The following is a 24,174-nucleotide window of genomic DNA, read 5'->3' as shown; positions in this document are numbered from 1 at the left end:
TGAATGATATATTTGACAGCGCACCTCAGGCAAGGCAAGGTAGCGGCTCACTTTCCGGAGGCACTATGGCATTCAATCGCCGCTCAAAAAACGTTACCCAGGGCGTCGCCCGCAGTCCCAACCGCTCGATGTACTACGCGATGGGCTATGAAAAGGCTGACTTCGACAAGCCCATGATCGGCATTGCGAATGGCCACTCCACTATCACCCCCTGCAATTCCGGGCTGCAGAAGCTGGCTGACATCGCGATCAAGGCAGTCAAGGACGCAGGCGCCAATCCCCAGGTATTCGGCACGCCGACCATCTCGGACGGCATGTCCATGGGCACCGAGGGCATGAAGTATTCGCTGATCTCGCGCGAAGTCATTGCCGACTGCATTGAAACCGTGGTCAACGGCCAGTGGATGGATGGCTGCGTGGTCATCGGCGGCTGCGACAAGAACATGCCTGGCGGCATGATAGGCATGCTGCGCACCAACGTGCCGAGCATCTATGTGTACGGCGGCACCATCAAGCCGGGCAACTGGAAGGGCAAGGACCTGACCATCGTTTCCGCCTTCGAGGCCGTGGGCGAATTCACCGCCGGCCGCATGTCGCAGGAAGACTTCGACGGCATCGAGCGCAATGCCTGCCCGTCCTCCGGCTCCTGCGGCGGCATGTACACCGCCAACACCATGTCGTCCTCGTTCGAGGCGCTCGGCATGGCGCTGATGTATTCCTCCACCATGGCCAATCCGGACGACGAGAAGGTCGGCTCGGCCGCCGAGTCGGCGCGGGTGCTGGTCGAGGCGGTCAAGCGCGACCTGAAGCCGCGCGACATCGTGACCAAGAAGGCGATCGAAAACGCGGTTGCCGTGATCATGGCCACCGGCGGCTCCACCAATGCGGTGCTGCATTACCTGGCCATTGCCGATGTGGCTGGCGTCGAATGGTCGCTGGACGACTTCGAGCGCATGCGCAAGAAGGTGCCGGTGATCTGCGACCTGAAGCCGTCGGGCAAATACGTCGCGACCGACCTGCACAAGGCCGGCGGCATCCCGCAGGTGATGAAGGTCCTGCTCAAGGCCGGCCTGCTGCATGGCGACTGCATGACCATCACCGGCCGCACGCTGGCCGAGGAACTGGCTGACGTGCCCGATGTGCCGCGCGCCGACCAGGACGTGATCCGCACCATCGACCGCGCGCTGTACGACGAAGGCCATCTGGCCATCCTGAAAGGCAATCTGGCCATTGAAGGCGCCGTGGCCAAGATCACCGGCCTGAAGAATCCTGTCATCACCGGGCCGGCTCGGGTATTCGACGATGAGCCTTCGGCGATGGATGCGATCCTGGGCGACAAGATCAAGGCGGGCGACGTGCTGATCCTGCGCTACCTGGGTCCGAAGGGTGGGCCGGGCATGCCGGAGATGCTGGCGCCAACGTCGGCGCTGATCGGCAAGGGCCTGGGCGAGTCGGTCGGCCTGATCACCGACGGCCGCTTCTCGGGCGGCACCTGGGGAATGGTGGTTGGCCACGTGGCGCCGGAAGCCTTCGTGGGCGGCACCATTGCGCTGGTGCAGGAAGGCGATTCGGTGACCATCGACGCGCATGCGCTGCTGATTCAGCTCAATGTGCCGGAAGAGGAAATCGCCCGTCGCCGCGCCGAGTGGAAGCAGCCAGCGCCGCGCTATACCCGTGGCGTGCTGGCGAAGTTTTCGGCGCTGGCCGCGCCGGCGAGCAAGGGCGCCATCACGGGCTGATGCCGCATTGCCGGGAAGTTTCCGGCATCAATCAAAACCGCTTTCCATGCGCCTGTGGCGCAGGAAGCGGTTTTTTATTGCGCATGGGAGCTGAACTGTCGTGTGCCTGCAGGTAGGCGCGTTGTTGGCTGATGCTGGATACCGACGCTCCGGGCATTGCACCCGCGGCTCACTTTTTCCTGAAGGTGGAATCGACCCGCTTGCGCCTGGCTTCATCCGACTGGTCATGGGCGCGGCGCTTGTCCAGGCCCAGCATCTTTTCGAGGTATTCAAACCAGAGAAAGGCGACGACGAACAGGGCGACGATCCACCACCATGACAAATCGGCAAGCGGGCCGATTTCAAAAAAACGCAGCAGGCCAAGGGCCGCAATGAGAACGATCAACAGCATGGAAACTCCTTTGCGGCAGGATATTGTTAAACCCTGTAACGGTCAACAAGTCGGTAATGGGTCATGTGATAATGTAGCCCCGCAACAATAACCCATATGGATACCCAGGAGAATCGAATGAAAGCTCTGTTGTTCATCGGCCTTGCCGCCAGCGCACTGGCATCGAATGCCGCCATGGCAAATGCCGACCTGGCGAAGGCAAAGAATTGCATGGCCTGCCATGCGGTGGCTAACAAGGTGGTTGGTCCGGCCTTCAAGGACGTGGCCGCCAAATACGCCGGCCAGAAGGATGCCGAGGACAAGCTGGTTCAGAAGGTCATCAAGGGCGGCGGCGGCGTCTGGGGTCCAGTGCCCATGCCGGCCAACACCCAGGTGACCGAGGCTGAGGCGCATACCCTGGTGAAGTGGATTCTGGCGCAGAAATAAGCGCCGGGGAATCATGGAAAAACGCCGGCTTGCAGCCGGCGTTTTTCATTTGGGGAAGCGTTGCCGCGTTGCGCCTTACTTGACGACGGCGATCTTCTCCTTCTTGCCGCCCTTGAAGGTGAACAGGGTCAGCGTGCCTTCCTTGATGTCGCCCTTGCTGTCGAAAGTGATCGGGCCGGTGACGCCGTCATAGCTGATCTTGGCCAGTTCAGGCAGATACTTCGCCGGCTCGGCCGAATTGGCCTTCTGCATTGCGGTGGCCATGGTCATCACCGCATCGTAGACATACGGCGCATACAGCTGCACATCGATGTTGAAGCGCTTCTTGTAGCGTTCGATGAACTGCGCCATGTCCTTTTCTTTGGGGCCGGTGACGCCGCCGGCTTCGGCGCAGACCACCTGGTTGTCGCTGAGGCCATCGCCGGCCAGCTTGGGCAGCTCGGTGGTGCAGATGCCGTCGCCGCCCATGAACTTGGCGTTGATGCCCAGCTGCTTCATCTGGCGCAGCATCGGGCCGCCCACGTTGTCCATGCCGCCGAAGAAGACGATGTCGGGATTCTTGCCCTTGATGGCGGTGAGGATGGCGTTGAAGTCGGTCGCCTTGTCGGTCGTGTATTGCTGGGTGATCTGCACGCCGGGCAGGGCTGCCTTGGCGCCCTTGACGAACTCGCTGGCCACGCCCTGGCCGTAAGCGGTGCGGTCGTCGATGACAGCGATGTTCTTGGCCTTCAGCGTTTCGATCGCATACTTGCCCAGCGTGCCGCCGAGCTGGCCGTCATTGGCCACCACGCGGAAGGCGGTCTTGTAACCCTGCTTGGTGTACTGCGGATTGGTGGCCGAGGGCGAGATCTGCGGGATGCCGGCGTCGTGATAGATGCGCGAGGCGGGGATGGTGGTGCCGGAGTTCAGGTGGCCGATCACGCCATTGACCTTGGCGTCGACCAGCTTCTGCGCCACCGCGGTTCCCTGCTTGGGATCGGCGGCGTCGTCTTCATTGACCAGTTCAAACTTGACCTTCTTGCCGCCGATGGTGATGCCCTTCGCATTCAGGTCCTCGACAGCCAGGATGGCGCCGTTGGCATTGTCGCGGCCATAGTGCGCCTGTCCGCCCGACATGGGCGCCACATGGCCCAGGCGAACCACGGTTTCCTGTGCAAGCGCCGAACCGGAGAGCAGGGCGATGGCGGCTGCGACGGGAAGCATTTTTGGAATGAACTGCATGAATTTCCTCCTGAGGATTGAAGTCTTCAATGGTTGCCGCAATGCCGGAGTTGGGCGGTCGCGAGTGTCTCCGGCGGTATCCTGGTGCCGCGTCATTATGCAGGTTTCTGCTGATTTTCTGAATGACTGAATTGCCGGCCGGGCCGCGCCGGAAACGAAGGCATGGAAGGTTGCCCAAGATGCTGCAGCGAAACGGATGCCTTTCCGGCAAGAATGGCTTGCCACATGCGACAACGCCGGCTGCGAGCCGGCGTTTTGTTCGTCTGCAGCAGGGCTATTTGACGACGGCGATCCTCTCCTTCCTGCCGCCCCTGAAAGTAAACAGGGTCACCATGCCGTCCTTGATGTCGCCCCTGGCGTCGAAGGCGATCGGGCCGGTCACGCCCTCGTGGCGGATGCTGGCCAGTTCGGGCAGGTACTTCGCCGGCTCGGCCGAATCGGCCTTTTGCATCGCAGCCGCCATGGTCATTACCGCATCGTAGGCAAAGGGCGCGTAGGCCAGAACATCCATGCTGAAGCGCTTCCTGTAGCGTTCGATGAACCGGGCCATGTCCTTTTCCCTGTCGCCGGTGATGCCGCCATTTGCTGCGCAAACCATCTGGTTGTCGAGGAGGCCGTCGCCGGCCAGCCTGGGCAGTTCGGTGGTGCAGATCCCGTCGCCGCCCATGAACCTGGCATCGATGCCCAACTGCTTCATCTGCCGCAGCATCGGGCCGCCGACATTGTCCGAACCGCCGAAGAAGACGATGTCCGGCTTCTTGCCCTTGATGGCAGTCAGGATGGCCTGGAAGTCGGTGGCCTTGTCGGTGGTGTACTGCTGGGTGATCTGCACACCCGGCAGCGCTGCCCTGGCGGCCTTGACGAACTCGCTGGCCAGGCCCTGGCCGTAGGCCGTACGGTCGTCGATGACGGCAATGTTCCTGGCCTTCATGGTCTCGACCGCATACCTGCCCAGCGTGCCGCCAAGATGCGCATCATTGGCGACCATGACGAAAGCGGTCTTGTAACCCTGGCGGGTGTACTTGGGATTGGTGGCCGAGGGCGAGATCTGCGGGATGCCGGCGTCGTGATAGATGCGCGAGGCGGGGATGGTGGTGCCGGAGTCCATATGGCCGATCACGCCGTTGACCCTGGCGTCGGCCAGCTTCTGCGCCACCGCGGTACCCTGCCTGGGATCGGCGGCGTCGTCTTCATTCAACAGCACAAACCTGGCTTTCCTGCCGCCGATGGCGATGCCGCGGGCATTGAGGTCTTCCACAGCCAGGATAGCGCCGTTGGCAGTGTCCCGGCCCAGGTGCGCCTCTCCCCCGGACAGCGGTCCTGCATGGCCAAGCCGGATGGCCGCCTCCTGTGCAAAAGTTGAACCGGCGAGCAGGGCAATGGCGGCTGCGACGGGAAGCATTCGTGAAATGGATTGCATGGATTTCCTCCTTTGGTTTGCGATCTTCGATGATTGCTGCTATGGCCAGGTCCGGCGCTGCGCCGTCTTCGCCGTCCCGGTTTCGCCCGAGCCGGCCAGGCGCAAAGCGCTCCCGTCCGTACGGCAACGCGAAACGTGGACCGGGAAACTGGCTGGACGAGGTGCATGTGCGGCAGCGGGCCTTGCCTGAGGACGGCGATCCTTTCCTTCCTGCCGCCCTTGTAGGTGAACAGGACCAGCTCCCGGTCCCTGATGTCGCCGTTGGCATCGAAGGCGATCGGGCCAGTGATGCCGTGGTAGCTGATCCTGGCCAGTTCCGGCAGGTACTACGCCGGCTCGGCAGAATCGGCCTTTTGCATTGCGGCCGCCATGGTCATCACGGCGTCGTAGACATAGGGCGCATACTGCCGCACGTCCGTGTGGAAGCGCTGCCTGTAGCGTTCGGTGAACTGCGCCATGCGTTTTTCACTGGCGTCGCTGACGCCTGCTTCCAGGCAGATGACCTGGTCGTCGATCAGCGCGTCGCCCGCCAGTTCGGGCAGGCCAGTGGTGCAGATGGCGTCGCTGCCCATGAATCTGGCGTTGATGCGCAGCTGCTTCATCTGGCGCAGCATGGGGCCGCCGACGTTGTCCGTGCCGCCAAAGAAGACGATGTCCGGATGCTTGCCCTTGATGGTGGTGAGAAGGGCGGTGAAATCGGTGGCCTTGTCGGTGGTGTACTCCTGGCTGATCCGCACGCCGGGCAGGGCTGCCCTGGCACCCCCTGATGAACTCGCTGGCCACGCCCTGGCCGTAAGCGGTGCGGTCGTCGATGACCGCGATGCTCTTTGCCTGCAGCGTGTCGATTGCATATCTGCCCAGCCTGCTGCCGAGCTGACCATCATTGGCTACAAGACGGAATGCGGTGCCATAGCCCTGGTGGGTGTATTTGGGATTGGTGGCCGAACCCGTTATCTGTGGAATGCCGGCGTCGTGATAGATGCGCGAGGCAGGGATGGTGGTGCCGGAGTTCAGGTGGCCGATCACGCCATTGACCCGGGCGTCGACCAGCTTGTAGGCCACCGCCGTGGCCTGCTTGGGATCGGCGGCATCGTCTTCATTGAGCAGTTCAAACCTGACCTTCTTGCCGCCTATGGCGATGCCCCTGGCATTGAGGTCCTCGACAGCGAGGAGGGCGCCGTTGGCATTGTCCCTGCCGTAATGGGCCTGCTCGTCGGACATGGGCGCCACATGGCCCAGGCGGACCACGGTTTCCTGCGCAACGGCAGCGCCGCAGAAAAGTGCGATCGCGGCCGCGACCGGACCTTTTTTTGGAATAAACAGCATGGACTTGCTCCTGAAGATTGAGATGGCGGCCCTTGCCACTGCGCTGCAGCCTGGCGCCGGCAATCGTCTGCCGGCATGGCCGGACCTCGCGCTGGCGTTCAGTTGCGTGGCAATGCCCCCGGTTCGTCACCTTCGGTCGCGCCTTGTTCGATAGCGATGCGCAAGTGGAAGCGCCGGTCGGGTCGCGTATCCGTGTGTCCTTGCATCTGCGGAAGATGCCGGCAGGACGATGGCAGTCGCGCACGGTTGCTGCAACCCGCGCGCAGGCATTAGACTTGCACGCGCGTCTTTCTTCCGTCACCGCGGCAGCGCCTGCATCCGTCAGCCCAACCACACATCGCCATGCCCATATTTCGCCCGCTAGACAAGGTCGACCGCAAGATCCTCAACCTGCTGCAGAAGGACAATCAGATTCCGACCAGGGAACTGGCCGACAAGGTGCATGTGTCGCAGCCGACCTGCCTGCGCCGCATGCGGGAACTGCGCGAGGCGGGCATCATCAGCGCCGACGTCGCGCTGGTGGACCCGTTCGCCATCGGCTACGGCATGATGGCGTTCCTGGAGGTGTCGCTGAACAACCAGTCGGACGAACAGATGAAGGAGTTCGAGGCCCGCATGAACCGCGAGGCCGAGGTGCTGCAATGCTATTTCGTGTCCGGGGATTACGACTATTTCCTGGTGGTGCATGTGCTGGACATGGATGCGTATTACCAGTTCGTGCGCCGCGCCATTTCGGGGTCGGGCAATGTGCGGCATTTCCAGTCGCGCTTCCCGATGAAGCGCGCCAAGTTCGTCACCCGCATTGCATTCGATGAGAAGGCGGCGGAACTGCAGGTGAGGGCGGAACGCCAGAAATAAAAAAGGGCGCCCTGTCGGCGCCCCTGCTGCAGAAGGCAATGCGTCAGGCGCTTGCCACCTGCTTGCCCGGGAAGGCGGCGCCGCGCGGGCGTTCCATGCCGGTGAAGGCGAAGTCCACCTCGGGCTGGCGGCCCGACACGATCTCGGCGATGGCCCGTCCGGAGCCGCAGCCCATGGTCCAGCCCAGCGTGCCGTGGCCGGTGTTCAAGAACAGGTTGCCGTAGCGGCTCTTGCCCACGTAGGGCACGTTGGACGGCGTCAGCGGACGCAGGCCGGTCCAGTAGGCCGGGTTGTCGTAGTCGCAGGCATCCGGAAACAGCTCGCGGGTGCGGCGGGTGATGGCTTCGCAGCGGGTGGTGTTGAGTTCGCGGGTATAGCCGTTGAGCTCACAGGTGCCGGCTACCCGCAGGCGGTCGCCCAGGCGCGACACCACCAGCTTGTAGCCGTCGTCGGTCAGCGAAACCGTGGGCGCGGCGTCGGGGTTGGTCACCTTGTAGGTGGCCGAGTAGCCCTTGCCCGGATAGATCATCAGATCGATGCCCAGCGGCTTCATCAACTGCTCGCTGAAGCTGCCCATCGCCATCACATAGGCGTCGGCGCGCAGGGTGCGGTGCACGCCATGCTCGTCGATCACTTCCACGCCGGTGATGCGGGCTGAAGCGCCGGCGCCTTCGGTCAGCAGCCGGGTCACCGTGGTGTTGAAGCGGAATGCCACGCCGGCCTGTTCGGCGCGGTCAGCCAGGCCGGTGGTGAACTTGTAGACATCGCCCGATTCATCGGTGGCGGTGTAGTCGCCGCCGACGATGCGGTCGCGCGAGGCGGCCAGCGCGGGCTCGATGCGCACCACCTCGTCGGCATCGATCGACTGGCGCGGACAGCCGAGGTCGCGCATCAGTTTGGCGGCGCGCAGCGACTCGTCGAAGTCGCGCTGCTCGGTATAGAAATGCAGGATGCCGCGGGTCAGGTGGTCATATTCGATGCCGGTCTCGGCGCGCACTGCCTGCAGCGTCTGTCGGCTGTATTCGCAGAGGGCGACGATCTGGCGGATGTTGTGGTCGGTGCGGGCGGCCGTGCATTCGCGCAGGAATTGCAGGCCCCAGCGCCATTGCAGCCATTCAGGACGTAGCCGGAACAGCAGCGGCGCATCTTCCCGGCCCAGCCATTTCAGCACTTTCATCGGCGCGGCCGGATTGGCCCAGGGTTCGGCATGCGACACCGAGATCTGGCAGCCGTTGGCGAAGCTGGTCTCCTGCGCGGCGCCGGGCTGGCGCTCGATCACCGTGACTTCATGACCGGCCTGGCGCAGAAACCACGCCGATGCCGTCCCGATAATGCCCGAACCCAAAACCATGACCTCCATTTCGCTCTCCCCGATGCGATGCAATCCGATAGGCGGAATTGTAAGAAATTCCAGTTTTTTTGAGCGAACAAAACAAGGCGGAAATTTTTGTGCTTCCCGCGTTGCGCTGCAATTTTTGTTTATAAAAACAAAAATTCGCTAAAAAGTTTTATTTTTTAGAAGATTGCAGACGGGTAATTTCCTGCGCCACCGCGCGCGACACCACATCTTCCAGCGTCTTGTGCAGACTCAGCCGCAGGCTGGCGGCCAGGCCTTCCACGGCCTGCTCGACCACGCCGGTCAGGCTGGCGCGGATGCGTTCCTCCAGCATCGCGTCGGTGCGCGACAGCAGCTGACCCAGGATGCGTTCTCGCACCCGGCGTTCCATGCGTTGCCATTCCTCGTCGTCCATGGCGGCCGGCTGGGCGTCAGGCCTCGCCGGCTCGGCGGCCGGCGGGAAGGACGGGGGAACGGCCCGCGGGGCGGCCGCTGCGGGCGCCGCCACGGCGGCAGGCTTGAGCGGAAGCGGATACGCCGGCGCAAATTGCGGTTGCGGTTGCGGCAATGCCAGGTCGGGCTTCGGCTCCGGCGCGGCAGCGGCCGGCGACGCCGGTGCCGGTGCCGGCTCTTCCACCGCCAGGCCATGCGGCGCAGCCGCCTGCGCCGCATCGTGATCGAGCAGGCCTGCCGCCCGTTGCTCCGCCTCGGAAAGAGGCTCGACCAGTTCGGGCGGGCCGGTCAGCTCCATATCCGCATCGTTGATCACCTCGGTCAGCATCGGGATGCCGGCGTCGCGCGGGGGTGTGCTCATGCTTTATCGGCGTCGTAATGGGTTAGGGGATAGCCGCGCTGCTGGTAATGGCGATAGCGTTCGCGGCCTGCCAGGCGGTCGGCATCTTCCGAGGAAACGATCTCGAACATGCGCTCGAAGCGGGCGAAGTGGGCCGGCGGCTGCTGCGACAGGTTCACCAGGATCTGGTGATGCGGCAGGTCGTCCGTCTCGGCGCCGGCTTGCATCAGCAGGATCGGCGTCTGCGCCGCCAGCGGGCTGTCGGCCGTTACATGCGGCAGGAAGTCGAGGTCGGAAAAGGTCCACAGGCTTTCATCGAGCTGGCGCAGCTGGTCGGCATCGGCGGCCAGCATCACCACCCGCAGGTTCTGCGACCGCGCCTTGCGCACCAGCCGGCAGGCGTAGGCGACCTTATCCGGCACGTTGCTGTGAAAGTCGATGCGGGTCATTGCACTTGCCTGGCTCAAAACCGGAATCCCGGCGGCGCCTTGCCGGCAGGCGGCGGCGCTTCGGCCGGAAGACCGGCCGGCTCGCGGCGCTGCTGGGCAACCGGCGCGGCGGGAGGCGGCGCCGGTTCGGCCTGGGCTGGCGCCGCGGCCTGGGGCGGCGGATTGCGCCAGCTGGCCGGCAGCTGGCTGGTTTGCGGATAGCCTGCCGCCGACAATGCCCGGTTCCAGATGCCTTCCTCGAAGCCCTGTTCCTTGACTGCGCCTATGGTCAGCAAGGGCAGGCGCGCCTCGCCGGCAACGGCGGCCAGAGCGGCAATGTCCTCATTGCTGCTGACGATTTTCTCGACATAGGGCACGCCGCGCTTGGCCAGCAGGTTGCGCGCCGAAAAGCAGGGCGGGCACTTGTCGGAGGTGTAGAGCGTCACCGGATGCGCCCTGGCCACCAGCGCCAGTTCGTAGGGCAGCGCGGTGCCGCTGACGGAAGCGACCGGCGCCTTGCGGGTATCGACCGGCTGGGCCTTGGCGGTGGGCGTGTCGCTGTAGGTGACGCGCCCGTCCGGCCCGACCGACTTGTAGAGCTCGGCCTGGGCCAGCGTGGCGCAGGCCAGCAGGGCGATCGGCAGCAGTGTGATGTTTCTGGTCATCGTGATTCTCCCGGCTCGCAGCGTCAGGCGGTCATGCCGCTATGCCGCAGCAGCGCATCGATTTCCGGTTCGCGGCCGCGGAAGGCCTTGAACGATTCCAGCGCCGGACGTGAACCGCCCACCGACAGGATCTCGGCCAGAAAGCGGCGGCCGGCTTCGGCCAGGTGCTCCTCGTCGCCGCTGCCGCTGGCTTCCTCGAAGGCGCTGTAGGCGTCGGCGGACAGCACCTCGGCCCATTTGTAGCTGTAGTAGCCAGCCGCATAGCCGCCGGCGAAGATATGGCCGAAGGAATTCTGGAAGCGGTTGAAGGATGGCGGAATCATTACCGCGAAGCGGCGGCGCACGTCGTCCAGCACGTCCTGCACGCTGCGCTGGCCGCGCGGGTCGTAGTCGTAGTGCAGGTGCATGTCGAACAGCGAGAACTCGACCTGGCGCAGCATCTGCAGGCCGGACTGGAAGTTCTTCGCCGCGGTCATCTTGTCGAACAGCGCGCGCGGCAGCGGTGCCCCGGTGTCGATATGGGCGCTCATGTTCTGCAGCACGTCCCATTCCCAGCAGAAGTTTTCCATGAACTGGGAGGGCAGCTCGACCGCATCCCATTCCACCCCGGAAATGCCGGACACGCCCAGCTCGTCGACCTGGGTCAGCATGTGATGCAGTCCATGGCCGAATTCATGGAACAGGGTATTCACCTCGTCATGGGTGAACAGCGCCGGCCGCGCCTTGCCGTCGACCACCGCCGGCTCGGTGAAGTTGCAGGTCAGGTAGGCAACTGGCGTCTGTACCGCTTCGCCGGCCAGACGGCGGCCGCGGGCGTCGTTCATCCAGGCGCCGCCGCGCTTGCCGGTGCGGGCATACAGGTCGAGATAGAACTGGCCCAGCAGGCGGCCGTCGCGCTCGATGCGGAAGAAGCTCACATCCTTGTGCCAGACCGGCGCGCTGTCCGGCGCGATCTTCACCGAAAACAGCTTTTCGATCAGGCGGAACAGGCCGTCCACCACCTTGTGCTCCGGGAAGTACTGCTTGACCTCCTGCTCGGAAAACGCATACCGCTTCTGGCGCAGCTTTTCCGAGGCATAGGCCAGGTCCCAGGCTTCGAGCTGGTCTATGCCCAGTTCCGCTTTGGCAAAGGCGCGCACTTCCTCCAGGTCCTTTCCGGCGAAGGGGCGGGCGCGCTGCGCCAGGTCTTCCAGGAAGCCGATCACCTGCTGCGGCGTCTCGGCCATCTTGGGCACCAGCGACACTTCTGCATAGTTGCTGTAGCCCAGCAGCTGGGCTTCCTCCTGCCGCAGCTGCAGCAGTTCGCTGATGAGGGCGGTGTTGTCCCACTCCGGCTTCGCGCCCAGTTCGGATGCCTTGGTGGCGTTGTCGCGGTAGATGGTCTCGCGCAGCGCGCGGTCGTTTGCATACTGCAGCACCGGGAAATAGGAGGGGAAATGCAGGGTGAAGCGGTAGCCCGGCTTGCCGGCCTTTTCGGCGGAGGCGCGGGCGGCCTGGCGCACGTCGTCGGGCAGGCCGGACAGGCGTGCCTCATCCTCGACGATCAGTTCGTAGGCATTGGTGGCGTCGAGCACGTTTTCCGAGAATTTGGTGGCCAGTTCCGCCTGGCGTTCCTGGATCGCCGCAAAGCGCGCCTTCTTGTCGTCCGGCAGGTCGGCGCCGCCCAGATGGAAGTCGCGCAGCGCATTCTCGATGATCTTCCTGCGCGCCGGCGTCAGCGTGGCGAAGTCGGCACTGTTCTTCAATGCCTTGTATTTCTCGAACAGCGCCGGATTCTGCGCCAGCGCGGTCCAGAACTCGGTGACCCTGGGCTGATTCTCGTTGTACACCGCGCGCAGTTCCGGCGTGTCCACCACCGCGTTCAGATGTCCGACCACGCCCCATGCCCGGCCCAGCTTCTCGGTTGCCTGTTCCAGCGGTTCCACGAAATTGGACCAGCTGGCCGGGTCGGTGGAGGCTTCCAGCCGCGCCACCACCTCGCGGCATTCACTCAGCAGGCTGTCGATGGCGGGGGTGACGAACTCCGGCGCGAAGGTGTCGAAACGCGGCAGGTCGGAAAAGTCGAGCAGGGGATTGGTCTGTGCATTCATAGGTTCAGGTTCTCTCGGCGGCTTCTATGGTGTTTACCAGCAGCATGGTGATGGTCATCGGGCCGACCCCGCCCGGGACGGGCGTGATCCAGCCGGCGACTTCCTTGGCGTTTTCAAAATCGACGTCTCCGCACAATTTACCGTTGTCGTCCCGGTTCATGCCGACGTCGATGACGACTGCGCCCGGTTTGATCATGTCGGCGGTGACGATGTTGCGCTTGCCGGTGGCCACCACCAGGATGTCGGCCTGGCGGGTATGGTGGCCCAGGTCGCGGGTCTTGGAGTTGCAGATGGTGACCGTGGCGCCGGCCTGCAAGAGCAGCATCGCCTGCGGCTTGCCGACGATGTTGGATGCGCCGACCACTACCGCATGCGCGCCGCGCACCGGATAGTCGATCGACTCCAGCATCTTCATCACGCCGTAGGGCGTGCAGGGACGAAACAGCGGCTGGCCCGTCATCAGCAGGCCGGCATTGCTGATATGAAAGCCGTCGACATCCTTTTCGGGTGCGATCGCTTCCAGCACCTTGTGCGAGTCGATATGGGCCGGCAGCGGCAGTTGCACCAGGATGCCGTTGATCTTCGGGTCGGCATTCAGCGCGGCGATGCGTTCCAGGAGCTGCGCCTCCGACAGCGTGGCGTCGTACTTCTCCAGAACGGAATAGAGGCCATTGTCCTCGCACGCTTTCACCTTGTTGCGCACATAGACCTGGGAGGCCGGATTGTCGCCCACCAGCACCACGGCCAGGCCCGGCTGGCGGCCTTGCGCGCTCAGCGCGGCGGCGCGGCGCGCGACGTCGGTGCGCAGTTGTTGGGAGAGCAGGGTGCCATTGATGATTTGTGCAGACATGATGAAGGGAGGTTGCGGTTGGAAAACCGGATTATAAGGGGGCTTGGGCGCTTGCCGCTCCGGGAACACGGCGCAGACGATGTTGCGCTGCACAGTAAATCCCACATTATGAAAACGTATATCGTAGTTTGAAATTTCAAATTTCGCTGATAAAATGCGCGGGTTGTTCATCCCACAAGTCACGCCTGTAACAAACCCACGCCCGCGATGTCTAAACCAATCCGGCAAAGATAGGAGACGCACGATGTCTGCCCAGCTCGACCAGGTAATGGCGCAAGCCGCCAACGATCCCGATGTAATGGAAACCAAGGAATGGCTCGACGCGCTCGAAGCCGTTATCGAAAACGAAGGCCCGGAGCGCGCCCACTACCTGATGGAGCGCATGGTCGACCTGGCCCGCAGGCGCGGCGCCCACATCCCGTTTTCCAGCAATACCGCCTACGTCAACACCATCCCTGCGCACCTGACGGTACACTGCCCCGGCAATCTCGAGTATGAGGAGCGGCTGCGTTCCTGGATGCGCTGGAACGCCATGGCCATGGTGGTCAAGGCCAACCGCGCCGACGGCGACCTCGGCGGCCATATCTCCAGCTTCGCCTCGCTGGCCAATATGCTGGGCATCGGCTTCAACCATTTCTGGCATGCGCCGACCGCGGACCATGGCGGCGACCTGCTGTACCTGCAGGGCCATTCCTCGCCTGGCATTTATGCCCGTTCCTACCTGGAAGGCCGGCTGTCGGACGACCAGCTGCTGAACTTCCGCCGCGAAGTCGACGGGGGCGGCCTGTCTTCCTATCCGCATCCGAAGCTGATGCCGGACTACTGGCAGTTCCCGACCGTCTCCATGGGCCTGGGCCCGCTGATGGCCATCTACCAGGCGCGTTTCCTGAAGTACCTGCATGCCCGCGGCCTGGCCAACACCGAGAACCGCAAGGTCTGGGTATTCTGCGGCGACGGCGAGATGGACGAGCCGGAATCGATGGGCGCGATCGGCATGGCCGGCCGCGAGATGCTGGACAACCTGATCATGGTGGTCAACTGCAACCTGCAGCGCCTGGACGGTCCGGTGCGCGGCAACGGCAAGATCATCCAGGAACTGGAAGCCGACTTCCGCGGCGCCGGCTGGAACGTGATCAAGGTGATCTGGGGTCCGGGCTGGGACGACCTGCTGCGGCGCGACAAGGACGGCATCCTGCAGAAGGTGATGATGGAAACCGTCGACGGCGAGTACCAGAACTACAAGGCCAAGGACGGCGCCTACGTGCGCAAGCATTTCTTCGGCAAGCATCCGAAGCTGCTGGAAATGGTCGCCAACATGAGCGACGACGACATCTGGCGCCTGACCCGCGGCGGCCATGACCCGCACAAGATCTATGCCGGCTTCAAGGCCGCTGTCGAGAACAAGGGCACGCCGACCGTGCTGCTGGTCAAGACCGTCAAGGGCTTTGGCATGGGCAAGTCGGGCGAGGCGCGCAACACCGCGCACCAGACCAAGAAGCTCGACGACCAGGCGATCCGCGAAATGCGCGACCGCTTCAACATCCCCATCCCGGACGACAAGCTGGCCGAAGTGCCGTTCTTCAAGCCGGCCGACGACGCGCCGGAAATGGTGTACCTGCACGAGCGCCGCAAGGCCCTGGGCGGCTACCTGCCGCAGCGCCGCGTGAAGGCCGACGAGACCCTGCCGGTGCCGCCGCTGGAAGCCTTCAAGGCCGTGCTCGACCCGACCGCGGAAGGCCGCGAGATTTCCACCACCCAGGCCTACGTCCGGGTGCTGACCGTGCTGCTGCGCGATGCCAACCTCGGCAAGCGCGTGGTGCCCATCCTGGTGGACGAGGCGCGCACCTTCGGCATGGAAGGCCTGTTCCGCCAGATCGGCATCTTCAACCAGCGCGGCCAGCTCTACGAGCCGGTCGACAAGGACCAGGTCAGCTATTACCGCGAGGACAAGGCCGGCCAGATCCTGCAGGAAGGCATCAACGAGGCGGGCGCGATGAGCTCGTGGATCGCGGCGGCGACGTCGTACTCCACCAACAACACGGTGATGATCCCGTTCTACACCTTCTACTCGATGTTTGGCCTGCAGCGCATCGGCGACCTGGCATGGGCCGCCGGCGACATGCGCGCCCGCGGCTTCCTGCTCGGCGGCACCGCCGGCCGCACCACGTTGAACGGCGAAGGCCTGCAGCACGAGGACGGCCACAGCCAGGTGCTGGCGTCGACCATCCCGAACTGCATGTCCTACGACCCGACCTTCGCCCATGAAGTCGCGGTGATCATGCATGACGGCCTGCGCCGCATGGTGGAAAACCAGGAAGACGTGTTCTATTACATCACCCTGATGAACGAGAACTACGCGCATCCGGGCATCAAGCCAGGCCAGGAAGAGGGCATCCTGAAAGGCCTGTACCTGCTGCAGGAAGGCGGCAAGGACTCCAAGCACCGCGTGCAGCTGATGGGCTCCGGCACCATCCTGCGCGAAGTCATCGCCGCCAGCGAACTGCTGCGCAATGACTGGGGCATCGAGTCCGACGTCTGGTCCGCGCCGTCGTTCAACCTGCTGGCCCGCGACGGCGCCGAGGTCGAGCGCTGGAACATGCTGCATCCGTCCGAGCCGGCGCGCCTGTCGCACCTGGCCCAGTGCCTGGCGCCGACGTCCGGCCCGATCGTGGTGTCGACCGACTACATGAAGGTGTTCGCCGAGCAGGTCCGCGCCTATGTGCCGAAAGGGCGCAGCTACAAGGTGCTGGGCACCGACGGCTTCGGCCGCTCGGACTCCCGCGCCAAGCTGCGTGAATTCTTCGAGGTCAACCGCTACTATGTCGTGGTTGCCGCGCTGAAGTCGCTGGCCGATGAGGGCGTGCTGTCCTCGGGTGTCGTCACCCAGGCCATCGAGAAGTACGGCATCAATCCGAACAAGCCGAATCCGGTCACAGTGTAAACAAGACTAACGAATCCCCTGTCATGCCCAAACGGGTCCGGGAACCGCAAGCATCACGGCAGCCATGCCGCGGCGCTTCCTTTCCCGGACTTTTTTTGGCAAGCGGCGGACATAAAACGGAGCTAGAACAATGAGCATGGTGGAAGTCAAAGTCCCGGATATCGGCGATTTCAAGGAAGTCGAAGTCATTGAGCTGCTGGTCAAGCCGGGCGACACGGTGGCGGTGGACCAGTCGCTGATCACGGTCGAGTCGGACAAGGCCAGCATGGAGATCCCGTCCAGCCAGGCCGGCGTGGTCAAGGAGCTGAAGGTCAAGCTGGGCGACAAGGTGGCGGAAGGCACGCTGTTGCTGATGCTGGAAACCGAGGGCGCGGCCGCAGCGCCGGCTGCTCCGGCGCCTGCGCCTGCAGCCGCCGCCCCGGCGCCCGCGGCCGCCGCACCGACGCCTGCGCCTGCAGCAGCCGCGCCGGCACCGGCGCCTGCGCCCGCAGCGCCCACCCCGGCGCCTGCGCCGGCACCCGCTGCCGCGCCGGTGGCCTCGGCCAACGGCATCAAGCCGCATGCGTCGCCGTCGATTCGCAAGTTCGCCCGCGAACTGGGCGTGGACCTGACCCAGGTCAAGGGCAGCGGTCCGAAAGGCCGCATCACCCAGCAGGACGTGCAGGGGTATGTGAAGGGCGTGATTGCCGGCGGCGCCGCCGCGGCCGCAGCGCCCGCTTCGGCTGCCAAGGGCAGCGGCGTGGGCCTGGACCTGCTGCCGTGGCCGTCGCTGGACTTCTCCAAGTTCGGCGCCACCGAGCTGCAGCCGCTGTCGCGCATCAAGAAGATCAGCGGCCCGAACCTGCACCGCAACTGGGTAATGATTCCGCACGTAACCCAGTACGACCAGGCCGACATCACCGAGCTGGAGGAATTCCGCAAGTCGGCCAATGCCGCGATGGCCAAGTCGGGCGTGAAGCTGACCATGCTGGCCTTCGTGATCAAGGCATCGGTGGCCGCGCTGAAAAAATTCCCGGTCTTCAATTCTTCATTGGATGCCAAGGGCGAGAACCTGATCCTGAAGCAGTACTACCACATCGGCTTTGCCGCCGACACGCCCAACGGCCTAGTGGTTCCGGTGGTGAAGGATGCCGACAAGAAGGGCGTTGCCCAGATCGCCCAGGAAATGGGCGAACTCTCGGCCCAGGCCCGCGACGGCAAGCTGAAACCGGCCGACATGCAGGGCGCCAGCTTCACCATCTCGTCGCTGGGCGGCATCGGCGGCACGGCCTTTACGCCCATCATCAATGCGCCGGAAGTCGCAATCCTGGGCTTGTCCAAGTCCGAGTTCAAGCCGGTCTGGGACGGCAAGCAGTTCGTGCCGCGCCTGATGATGCCGACCTCGCTGTCCTATGACCACCGCGTGATCGATGGCGCGATGGCGGCCCGCTTCACGGTCTACCTGTCCGAAGTGCTGGGCGACATGCGCAAGACGCTGCTGTAATGGGCAGGGCGGCCCGAGGAGCCTGTCAAGCCGGCCGCCCGTCGTTTGGAGATCTGCAATGACCACCTGTGTCGTCGTCAGAAAGAATGGAGAGGTTGCGATCGCCGCCGATTCGCTGGTGACGTTCGGCGACACCCGGCTGCCCGGCAATTACGAGGCCAACAGCAAGATCTTCCAGGTCGGCGCGTCCTGGGTCACGCTGGCCGGCACCACCGCCCATTTCCCGGTCATGCGCAAGGTGCTGACCGAGATGGGCGACGACTGCCGGCTGGGCAGCAAGGACGAGGTCTTCGAAACCTATACCCGGGTGCACAACATCCTGAAGGAAAAGTATTTCCTCAACACCCGGGAAGACGAGGACGATCCGTACGAGTCGTCGCAGCTGATCTCGCTGATCGCCAATCCGCATGGCATCTTCGGCGTCTATTCCTATCGTGAAGTCTTTGCCTTCGACCGTTTCTGGGGCATAGGCAGCGGCCGCAACTTTGCGCTGGGCGCGATGCACGCGGTCTACGACAGCCTGGAGTCGGCGCGCCGGATTGCCGAGGTGGGCGTGGCGGCCGGCATCGAGTTCGACAAGAATTCGGCCGGACCCATGCAGATCCACAGTATCGCGATGCAATGAAACACCCATCCTCCCGCTTTGTCCCTGCAGGGAGCAATAACAATTCCCCGGCGCGCGCCAGATGGGCGGCCCGGGCAGAACATGGAGCTATGTGATGAGCCTGGTTGAAATCAAGGTTCCCGACATCGGGGATTTCAAGGAAGTGGAAGTGATCGAGGTGCTGGTCAAGCCGGGCGACCGGATTGCGGTGGACCAGTCGCTGATCACGGTGGAGTCGGACAAGGCCAGCATGGAGATTCCGTCCAGCCAGGCCGGCGTGGTGAAGGAGCTGAAGGTCAAGCTGGGCGACAAGGTGGCCGAAGGCTCGCTGCTGCTGATGCTGGAAACGGAAGGCGAAGCGCAAGAGGCGGCACCGGCTGCCGCTGCGCCCGCTGCTGCACCAGTTCCTGCTGCTGCGCCGGCGCCTGCCGCTGCACCTGCACCTGCGGCGGCCGCCCCGGCCGCAACCGGCGGCATCATCCATGTCGAGGTACCCGACATCGGTGACTTCAAGGAAGTGGAAGTGATCGAGGTGCTGGTCAAGCCGGGCGATACCGTCAGCGTCGACCAGTCGCTGATCACGGTGGAATCCGACAAGGCCAGCATGGAGATCCCGTCCAGTCATGCCGGCGTGGTAAAGGAGCTGAAGGTCAAGCTGGGCGACAAGGTGTCCAAGGGCTCGCCATTGCTGGTGCTGGAAGGGCAGGGCGCCGCCGCTGCGCCGGCTCCGGCCGCAGCGCCTGCTGCCGCTGCCCCCGCCGCGCCGGTGCAGGCGCCGACTGCCGCCAGCTTCAGCGGCCAGGCCGATATCGAATGCGAGACCCTGGTGCTGGGCGCCGGCCCTGGCGGCTACACCGCCGCCTTCCGTGCCGCCGACCTGGGCCAGAAGGTCGTGCTGGTGGAGCGCTATGCCTCGCTGGGCGGCGTCTGCCTGAACGTGGGCTGCATTCCGTCCAAGGCGCTGCTGCATGCGGCCAAGGTGATTACCGAAGCCGAGGAGATGTCGCATTTCGGCGTGAAGATGTCCGCGCCCGAGATCGACCTCGACGGCCTGCGCGGCTGGAAGGACAGCGTGGTCAAGAAGCTGACCGGCGGCCTGTCGGGCCTGGCGCGTGCGCGCAAGGTGCAGGTGGTGCATGGCAAGGCGGCGTTCTCGTCGGCCAATACGCTGACGGTGGAAACCGCCGAAGGCAGCAAGACCATCGCCTTCAAGAACGCGATCATCGCGGCCGGCTCGTCGGTCGCGCGCATCCCCGGCTTCCCGTATGACGATCCGCGCGTGATCGACTCCACCGGCGCGCTGGAACTGCGCCAGATCCCGAAGCGCATGCTGGTGATCGGCGGCGGCATCATCGGCCTGGAAATGGCCTGCGTCTATGACGCGCTGGGCACGAAGATCACCGTGGTGGAATTCGCCGACGGCCTGATCCCGGCCGCCGACCGCGACATCGTCAAGCCGCTGCAGAAGCGCATCGAGAAGCGCTACGAGGGCATCTACCTCAAGACCAAGGTCACCAAGCTGGAAGCGCGCGAAGACGGCCTGCTGGCCACCTTCGAGGGCGCCAACGCGCCGGCCGAACCGCAGCTCTACGACATGGTGCTGATGGCAGTGGGCCGCCGCCCGAACGGCCGCGACATTGGCGCGGAGAAGGCGGGCGTGATCGTCAACGAGCGCGGCTTCATCCCGGTGGACCGCCAGCAGCGCACCAACGTCGGCCACATCTATGCGATCGGCGACATCTGCGGCGACCCGATGCTGGCCCACAAGGCCACCAACGAAGCCAAGGTGGCGGCGGAAGTGATCGGCGGCCACAAGGTCGAGTTCGACCCGATGACCATTCCTTCGGTGGCCTACACCGACCCCGAAGTGGCATGGATGGGCCTGACCGAGAACGACGCCAAGTCGCAGGGCATCCCCTATGAGAAAGCCAATTTCCCCTGGGCCGCCTCCGGCCGCGCGCTGGCCATGGGCCGCGACGATGGCATGACCAAGCTGCTGTGGGACCCGGAAACCAAGCGCATCATCGGCGCCGGCATCGTTGGCGTGAATGCAGGTGAACTGCTGGCCGAGACCGTGCTGGCGATGGAGATGGGCGCGGACCTGGAAGACCTGGCGCTGACCATCCATGCGCATCCGACGCTGTCGGAGACGCCGATGTTCGCGGCGGAGATGGGGCTGGGGGTGATTACGGATCTGTACGTGCCGAAGAAAAAGTAAGGCGGCAGGGCGGTATCAAGGCGAACGGTGGAAGCGCGAAAGCGCTTCCACCGTTTTTTTATTCCTTAAGGAACCTTGCTTTTCGTGCGGCGTACGAAGAAAGGTTGAAAGTTGGCTATGGTCAACAGTAGCAGCTATCTTGGTTTGCGAAAGGAAATAATGAAATTACAAATCAGCGGTATCGATGGATCGAAACGTGACGATTTTCTCGGCCGAGCGAAAAACTTTCTTAACAAGACGCAGGGCCCGTTGAGATTGGCTGACATTATCGATAAGGAAAAAAAAGAAAAAATCTTATTTCTCCGTGAGCGTACCTGGGGTGAATTTTTGCTGGAAAAGTTGATTCTAACCCCGCAGGAAATGGAAGACCTTCAGAATGAGGTTCTTTCTGCCATTGAATTGGCATTTTCCTCGCTTGCTGAGGAGCCGAAAGCCTGCGAAGAAAAAAAATCAAGGGCGACCAGGGAGAGGGAAGTACCTTGCTTGGATGAATCGGCTGATGTAATCGGGCTGAAAAATTCTGATAATGATGATTATAATGATAAGGAAATGGGCGCTGGTGCTCATGCCAGTACAGCAAAGGATCAACTCATATTTAGGGTGTTGCATAAAAAAAAATCAACATTTGAATTTAAAGCCGCAGCAAATGGCCGTATCCGATCGCTTAATGGGCTCGTGGCTGTGCCCAAAGGAATTTCGGTATCAACATGTCCTGCCTTGCAAGTCATTGCACATAATGTTGTTGCAAACAATATCAATGCTGAAAGGATTTCCAAGGTTGAACGATTTTCTCCTCTTGAAAGGGCTTTGGAAGCTTTTCAGGCCGGCTGGCGTGCATTAGGAAGCAGATCTCCAGTAGCGACGGGAAGCTATTGCAAAATGCCACTTGATCGAGGACTGCGGCATATCCAGAATTTGTATTGTTTGGCAGATGAAGTAGGTCGAGACGATAAGAGCGTATTTGAGAACCAAGACGAGAAGTTTTGGAAAGATTTTTATCTAAAAGTGTGTGGATCCCTGAACGGAAGTATTGTCATGGAGCTTTATCCGGATTTTTACGAAAAAGATAAAAAAACCGGAGACAGTCTGCCACGTTATTCAGAAGAAAATATAAAAGGGGCGGTTGCTGCTGCTTTTAAACTAGGTGAAAACGATAGAGGAGGAAAGCGAGAGGCATTTTCCTTTATGTTTGCGGGAATGTCGCTCGCTGTGTCCAGGAAGATTTGCGATCAGATAAGGATCAGGTCCCAAAGGCTGATGGAAGACGAAAGTCAGAAATGCGATAAATCAATTGTCAAGGATGAAGGCGGCAACGATAGCCCTTTCGTGACTGATAAAAGTAAATCCTATCTGCGCCAAAGTAGGGTGGGATCCAATAGGGTTGAAAATATTGTTTCTCCAACCAAGAAATTTTTGAACAATCAATTTTCGAATGCTAAAAAGCAGACAGTAGTTATGCGAAATGCGCGAAAGGTTGAAGAAATTTCTGGAAAAATTCGCAGACTTTCGAATGGAGAGTTGGCTGAAGTACTTAACAGAATTGACGAAAATAATTTATATGACGCCCTTGAAATAGTGGTTGCCGGTAAGGAATCTAAAGGGCCTAAGGCTGTGAGGTCGGACGATGAAAAACTTGGAAGTCTGCATAATCGGTCAGCACAACATACGCATCCTGCGCCGCCGCATAGGCCCGTTCTTCCAGAAAACATACCTACGCCGCCAGAAGGTAACCTTACGCCAAAAACAATATCCTTAAGGGCTGCTATCAAGAAAAGCCTGGACGACTACAAAAAAAATGCATTACCACCTCGAAATTTGAATTTAGATGCTGATGTGAACTTGTAATGCAGATTCATTTCTGTATTCGGTCATATGAATACCTAGCTAATTAATCACATGCCCCCGTCCATTCTTGTACAAGAATGAATGGGGACCTGCGTTGCTACTGGCGCTTACGTTGCCTTTTCCACCTTCTCCAGCACCTCAGCCAGCATCGCGATCATCTGATCAATCTCCTCCGTGCTCACATTCAGTGCGGGCATGAAGCGCAGCAGATCCGGCCGTGGCGAATTGAGCAGCAAGCCCACCGGCCCCATGTCGCGCGCCAGTTCGACGATCTGCGGGCCGATAGCACGGCCCAGCTTCAGCGCCCGCAGCAAACCCTCGCCGCGCTCGCCCACCAGGCCGAAGCGCTCGGTCAGTTTCAGCAGTTCGCCGCGCAGGTAGTCGCCTTTCTCGCGCACACCCGGCAGGAAGCCCGGCTCGAGCAGCGCTTTCAGCACCGCGCCGCCCACCGCCGTCATCAGCGGATTGCCGTTGTAGGTGCCGCCCTGGTCGCCCGGTTCGAAGCAGGCGACTTCCTCCTTGCACAGCATGGCCGACAGCGGCACGCCGCCGCCGATGCCCTTGCCCAGGGTCATGATGTCGGGCTCGATGCCGGAGAGCTGATACGCAAACAGCTCTCCGGTCCTGCCCATGCCGGTCTGCACTTCGTCGACGATCAGGAGCAGATTGCGTTCCTTCGTCAGCTTCCTCAGCGCCTGCATGAATTCGCGGCTGGCGGGAATCACGCCGCCTTCGCCCTGCACCGGCTCCAGCATTACCGCCACGGTACGGTCGGTGATCAGGTTCTCGACGGTAGCAATGTCGTTCAGGTCGGCCTTGTGGAAGCCCGATACCTGCGGCGCGAAGATCTTGTCCCAGCCGGGCTTGCCGCTGGCCGACATGGTGGCCAGCGTGCGGCCGTGGAAGCTGTGGTCGAAGGTGATGATCTCGTGGCGGCTCTCGCCCTTCTCGTTGGGCGTCTTCTGGCCCCATTTGCGCGCCAGCTTGATAGCGCTTTCATTCGCTTCGGCGCCGCTGTTGGCGAAGAACACGCGGTCGAAGCAGGAGTTGGCGGTGAGCGCCGAGGCCAGCGTCACCATCGGCTCGTTGTAGAAGGCAGGGGAGGGGTTGATCAGCTTCTTCGCCTGCGCGCTCAGCGCGTCCTGTATGCATTGCGGCGAATGGCCCAGGCAGTTCACGGCCCAGCCCTGCAGGTAGTCGAGATAGCGCTTGCCGGTATGGTCGGTGAGCCACATGCCCTGGCCTTCGGTGAAGACCAGCGGCGGGCGGTTGGTGATGTAGAGCAGCGCGTCGGTGTCGTACTGGCTGAATTCCATTTGATGACTCCTGTTCAAGAAATTTTTCCACGGACCATTGTGACCGAAGCGCTCACACAGGGCGCAAGTCCGGCGCTTTTTGCGCGCTCACGCTGGTCCGTGATGAATCAAAAAAAAAGCCACAGGGCTGACCTGTGGCTTGGTGACTGACTGACACTCACACGCACGGCTTCCCGGGTTCAGGATGCGGGATGCGGCGTCGCGAGGCGGTCAGTGAATTTGGC

Annotated in this window: 18 protein-coding genes and 1 pseudogene; 8 read left to right on the top strand and 11 right to left on the bottom strand. The window is 62.5% G+C overall.

The genetic code is table 11. The features are described 5' to 3' along the window. Window positions 1-65: 65 nt before the first annotated feature. The gene (ilvD, locus tag ABC383_RS08785) at window positions 66-1,739 is read left to right on the top strand and encodes a dihydroxy-acid dehydratase (RefSeq protein WP_413013194.1); all 1,674 of its coding nucleotides are present in this window, start codon (window positions 66-68) and stop codon (window positions 1,737-1,739) included. A gap of 169 nt (window positions 1,740-1,908) precedes the next feature. Here ilvD and ABC383_RS08780 read toward each other — a convergent pair whose 3' ends face one another. After that, window positions 1,909-2,130, bottom strand: coding sequence for a TIGR04438 family Trp-rich protein (locus ABC383_RS08780; protein ID WP_194712248.1), 222 nt, complete (start codon window positions 2,128-2,130; stop codon window positions 1,909-1,911). 117 nt (window positions 2,131-2,247) lie between these two features. Here ABC383_RS08780 and ABC383_RS08775 point away from each other — a divergent pair, with 117 nt between their 5' ends. After that, complete coding sequence (locus ABC383_RS08775) at window positions 2,248-2,556, top strand: c-type cytochrome (protein ID WP_413013192.1); 309 nt, start codon at window positions 2,248-2,250, stop codon at window positions 2,554-2,556. A gap of 75 nt (window positions 2,557-2,631) precedes the next feature. Here the strand turns inward: ABC383_RS08775 and ABC383_RS08770 are convergent, their stop codons facing one another. The 3 genes and pseudogenes from ABC383_RS08770 to ABC383_RS08760 all read right to left on the bottom strand — a co-directional run. Next, a complete protein-coding gene (locus ABC383_RS08770; protein ID WP_413013190.1) occupies window positions 2,632-3,777 on the bottom strand; it encodes a branched-chain amino acid ABC transporter substrate-binding protein in 1,146 nt (381 codons plus the stop codon). Window positions 3,778-4,051: 274 nt separating this feature from the next. Beyond that, window positions 4,052-5,197: a branched-chain amino acid ABC transporter substrate-binding protein gene (locus ABC383_RS08765; protein WP_413013189.1), complete on the bottom strand. Its 1,146-nt coding sequence runs from the start codon at window positions 5,195-5,197 to the stop codon at window positions 4,052-4,054. Window positions 5,198-5,382: 185 nt separating this feature from the next. Next, window positions 5,383-6,523: pseudogene (locus ABC383_RS08760) on the bottom strand (branched-chain amino acid ABC transporter substrate-binding protein); the annotation flags it as partial. A 342-nt stretch (window positions 6,524-6,865) separates the two neighbouring features. On the opposite strand from ABC383_RS08760, the gene ABC383_RS08755 reads away from it, so the two are divergent. Continuing rightward, a complete protein-coding gene (locus ABC383_RS08755; protein ID WP_413013187.1) occupies window positions 6,866-7,381 on the top strand; it encodes an Lrp/AsnC family transcriptional regulator in 516 nt (171 codons plus the stop codon). A 43-nt stretch (window positions 7,382-7,424) separates the two neighbouring features. Here ABC383_RS08755 and ABC383_RS08750 read toward each other — a convergent pair whose 3' ends face one another. From ABC383_RS08750 to folD, 6 genes are all read right to left on the bottom strand, one after another. Then, complete coding sequence (locus ABC383_RS08750) at window positions 7,425-8,741, bottom strand: D-amino acid dehydrogenase (RefSeq protein ID WP_413013185.1); 1,317 nt, start codon at window positions 8,739-8,741, stop codon at window positions 7,425-7,427. 148 nt (window positions 8,742-8,889) lie between these two features. Further along, window positions 8,890-9,531, bottom strand: a complete 642-nt coding sequence (locus tag ABC383_RS08745) for a DUF2486 family protein (RefSeq protein WP_413013183.1) — start codon at window positions 9,529-9,531, stop codon at window positions 8,890-8,892. After that, window positions 9,528-9,959: a DNA polymerase III subunit chi gene (locus tag ABC383_RS08740; RefSeq protein WP_413013181.1), complete on the bottom strand. Its 432-nt coding sequence runs from the start codon at window positions 9,957-9,959 to the stop codon at window positions 9,528-9,530. The genes ABC383_RS08745 and ABC383_RS08740 overlap by 4 nt, the downstream gene beginning before the upstream one ends. 14 nt (window positions 9,960-9,973) lie before the next feature. Further along, window positions 9,974-10,603: a glutaredoxin family protein gene (locus ABC383_RS08735; RefSeq protein WP_413013180.1), complete on the bottom strand. Its 630-nt coding sequence runs from the start codon at window positions 10,601-10,603 to the stop codon at window positions 9,974-9,976. Between the two features lie 23 nt (window positions 10,604-10,626). Then, window positions 10,627-12,693, bottom strand: a complete 2,067-nt coding sequence (locus ABC383_RS08730; RefSeq protein WP_413013178.1) for a M3 family metallopeptidase — start codon at window positions 12,691-12,693, stop codon at window positions 10,627-10,629. 4 nt (window positions 12,694-12,697) lie between these two features. Further along, on the bottom strand, window positions 12,698-13,543 hold the full coding sequence (gene folD, locus ABC383_RS08725) for a bifunctional methylenetetrahydrofolate dehydrogenase/methenyltetrahydrofolate cyclohydrolase FolD (RefSeq protein ID WP_413013177.1): 846 nt from the start codon (window positions 13,541-13,543) through the stop codon (window positions 12,698-12,700). A 244-nt stretch (window positions 13,544-13,787) separates the two neighbouring features. Here folD and aceE point away from each other — a divergent pair, with 244 nt between their 5' ends. From aceE to ABC383_RS08700, 5 genes are all read left to right on the top strand, one after another. Beyond that, window positions 13,788-16,484, top strand: a complete 2,697-nt coding sequence (aceE, locus tag ABC383_RS08720; RefSeq protein ID WP_413013175.1) for a pyruvate dehydrogenase (acetyl-transferring), homodimeric type — start codon at window positions 13,788-13,790, stop codon at window positions 16,482-16,484. Between the two features lie 130 nt (window positions 16,485-16,614). After that, window positions 16,615-17,967 (top strand): dihydrolipoyllysine-residue acetyltransferase, encoded by a 1,353-nt coding sequence (gene aceF, locus ABC383_RS08715; protein ID WP_413013173.1) that lies wholly within the window; start codon window positions 16,615-16,617, stop codon window positions 17,965-17,967. Window positions 17,968-18,025: 58 nt separating this feature from the next. After that, window positions 18,026-18,592 carry an Ntn hydrolase family protein gene (locus ABC383_RS08710; RefSeq protein WP_413013171.1) on the top strand — a complete coding sequence of 189 codons (567 nt, stop codon included), beginning with the start codon at window positions 18,026-18,028 and terminating at the stop codon, window positions 18,590-18,592. Window positions 18,593-18,686: 94 nt separating this feature from the next. Then, on the top strand, window positions 18,687-20,789 hold the full coding sequence (lpdA, locus tag ABC383_RS08705; protein WP_413013169.1) for a dihydrolipoyl dehydrogenase: 2,103 nt from the start codon (window positions 18,687-18,689) through the stop codon (window positions 20,787-20,789). Window positions 20,790-20,948: 159 nt separating this feature from the next. Next, window positions 20,949-22,634: a hypothetical protein gene (locus ABC383_RS08700; protein ID WP_413013168.1), complete on the top strand. Its 1,686-nt coding sequence runs from the start codon at window positions 20,949-20,951 to the stop codon at window positions 22,632-22,634. A gap of 107 nt (window positions 22,635-22,741) precedes the next feature. Here the strand turns inward: ABC383_RS08700 and ABC383_RS08695 are convergent, their stop codons facing one another. Beyond that, window positions 22,742-23,950 carry an acetylornithine transaminase gene (locus ABC383_RS08695; RefSeq protein WP_413013166.1) on the bottom strand — a complete coding sequence of 403 codons (1,209 nt, stop codon included), beginning with the start codon at window positions 23,948-23,950 and terminating at the stop codon, window positions 22,742-22,744. Window positions 23,951-24,174 lie beyond the last annotated feature (224 nt).

The sequence above is a fragment of the Noviherbaspirillum phoenicis genome, from assembly GCF_047237965.1.
Classification (GTDB): domain Bacteria; phylum Pseudomonadota; class Gammaproteobacteria; order Burkholderiales; family Burkholderiaceae_D; genus Noviherbaspirillum_A.
This window is presented reverse-complemented; position numbering and strand designations above follow the sequence as displayed.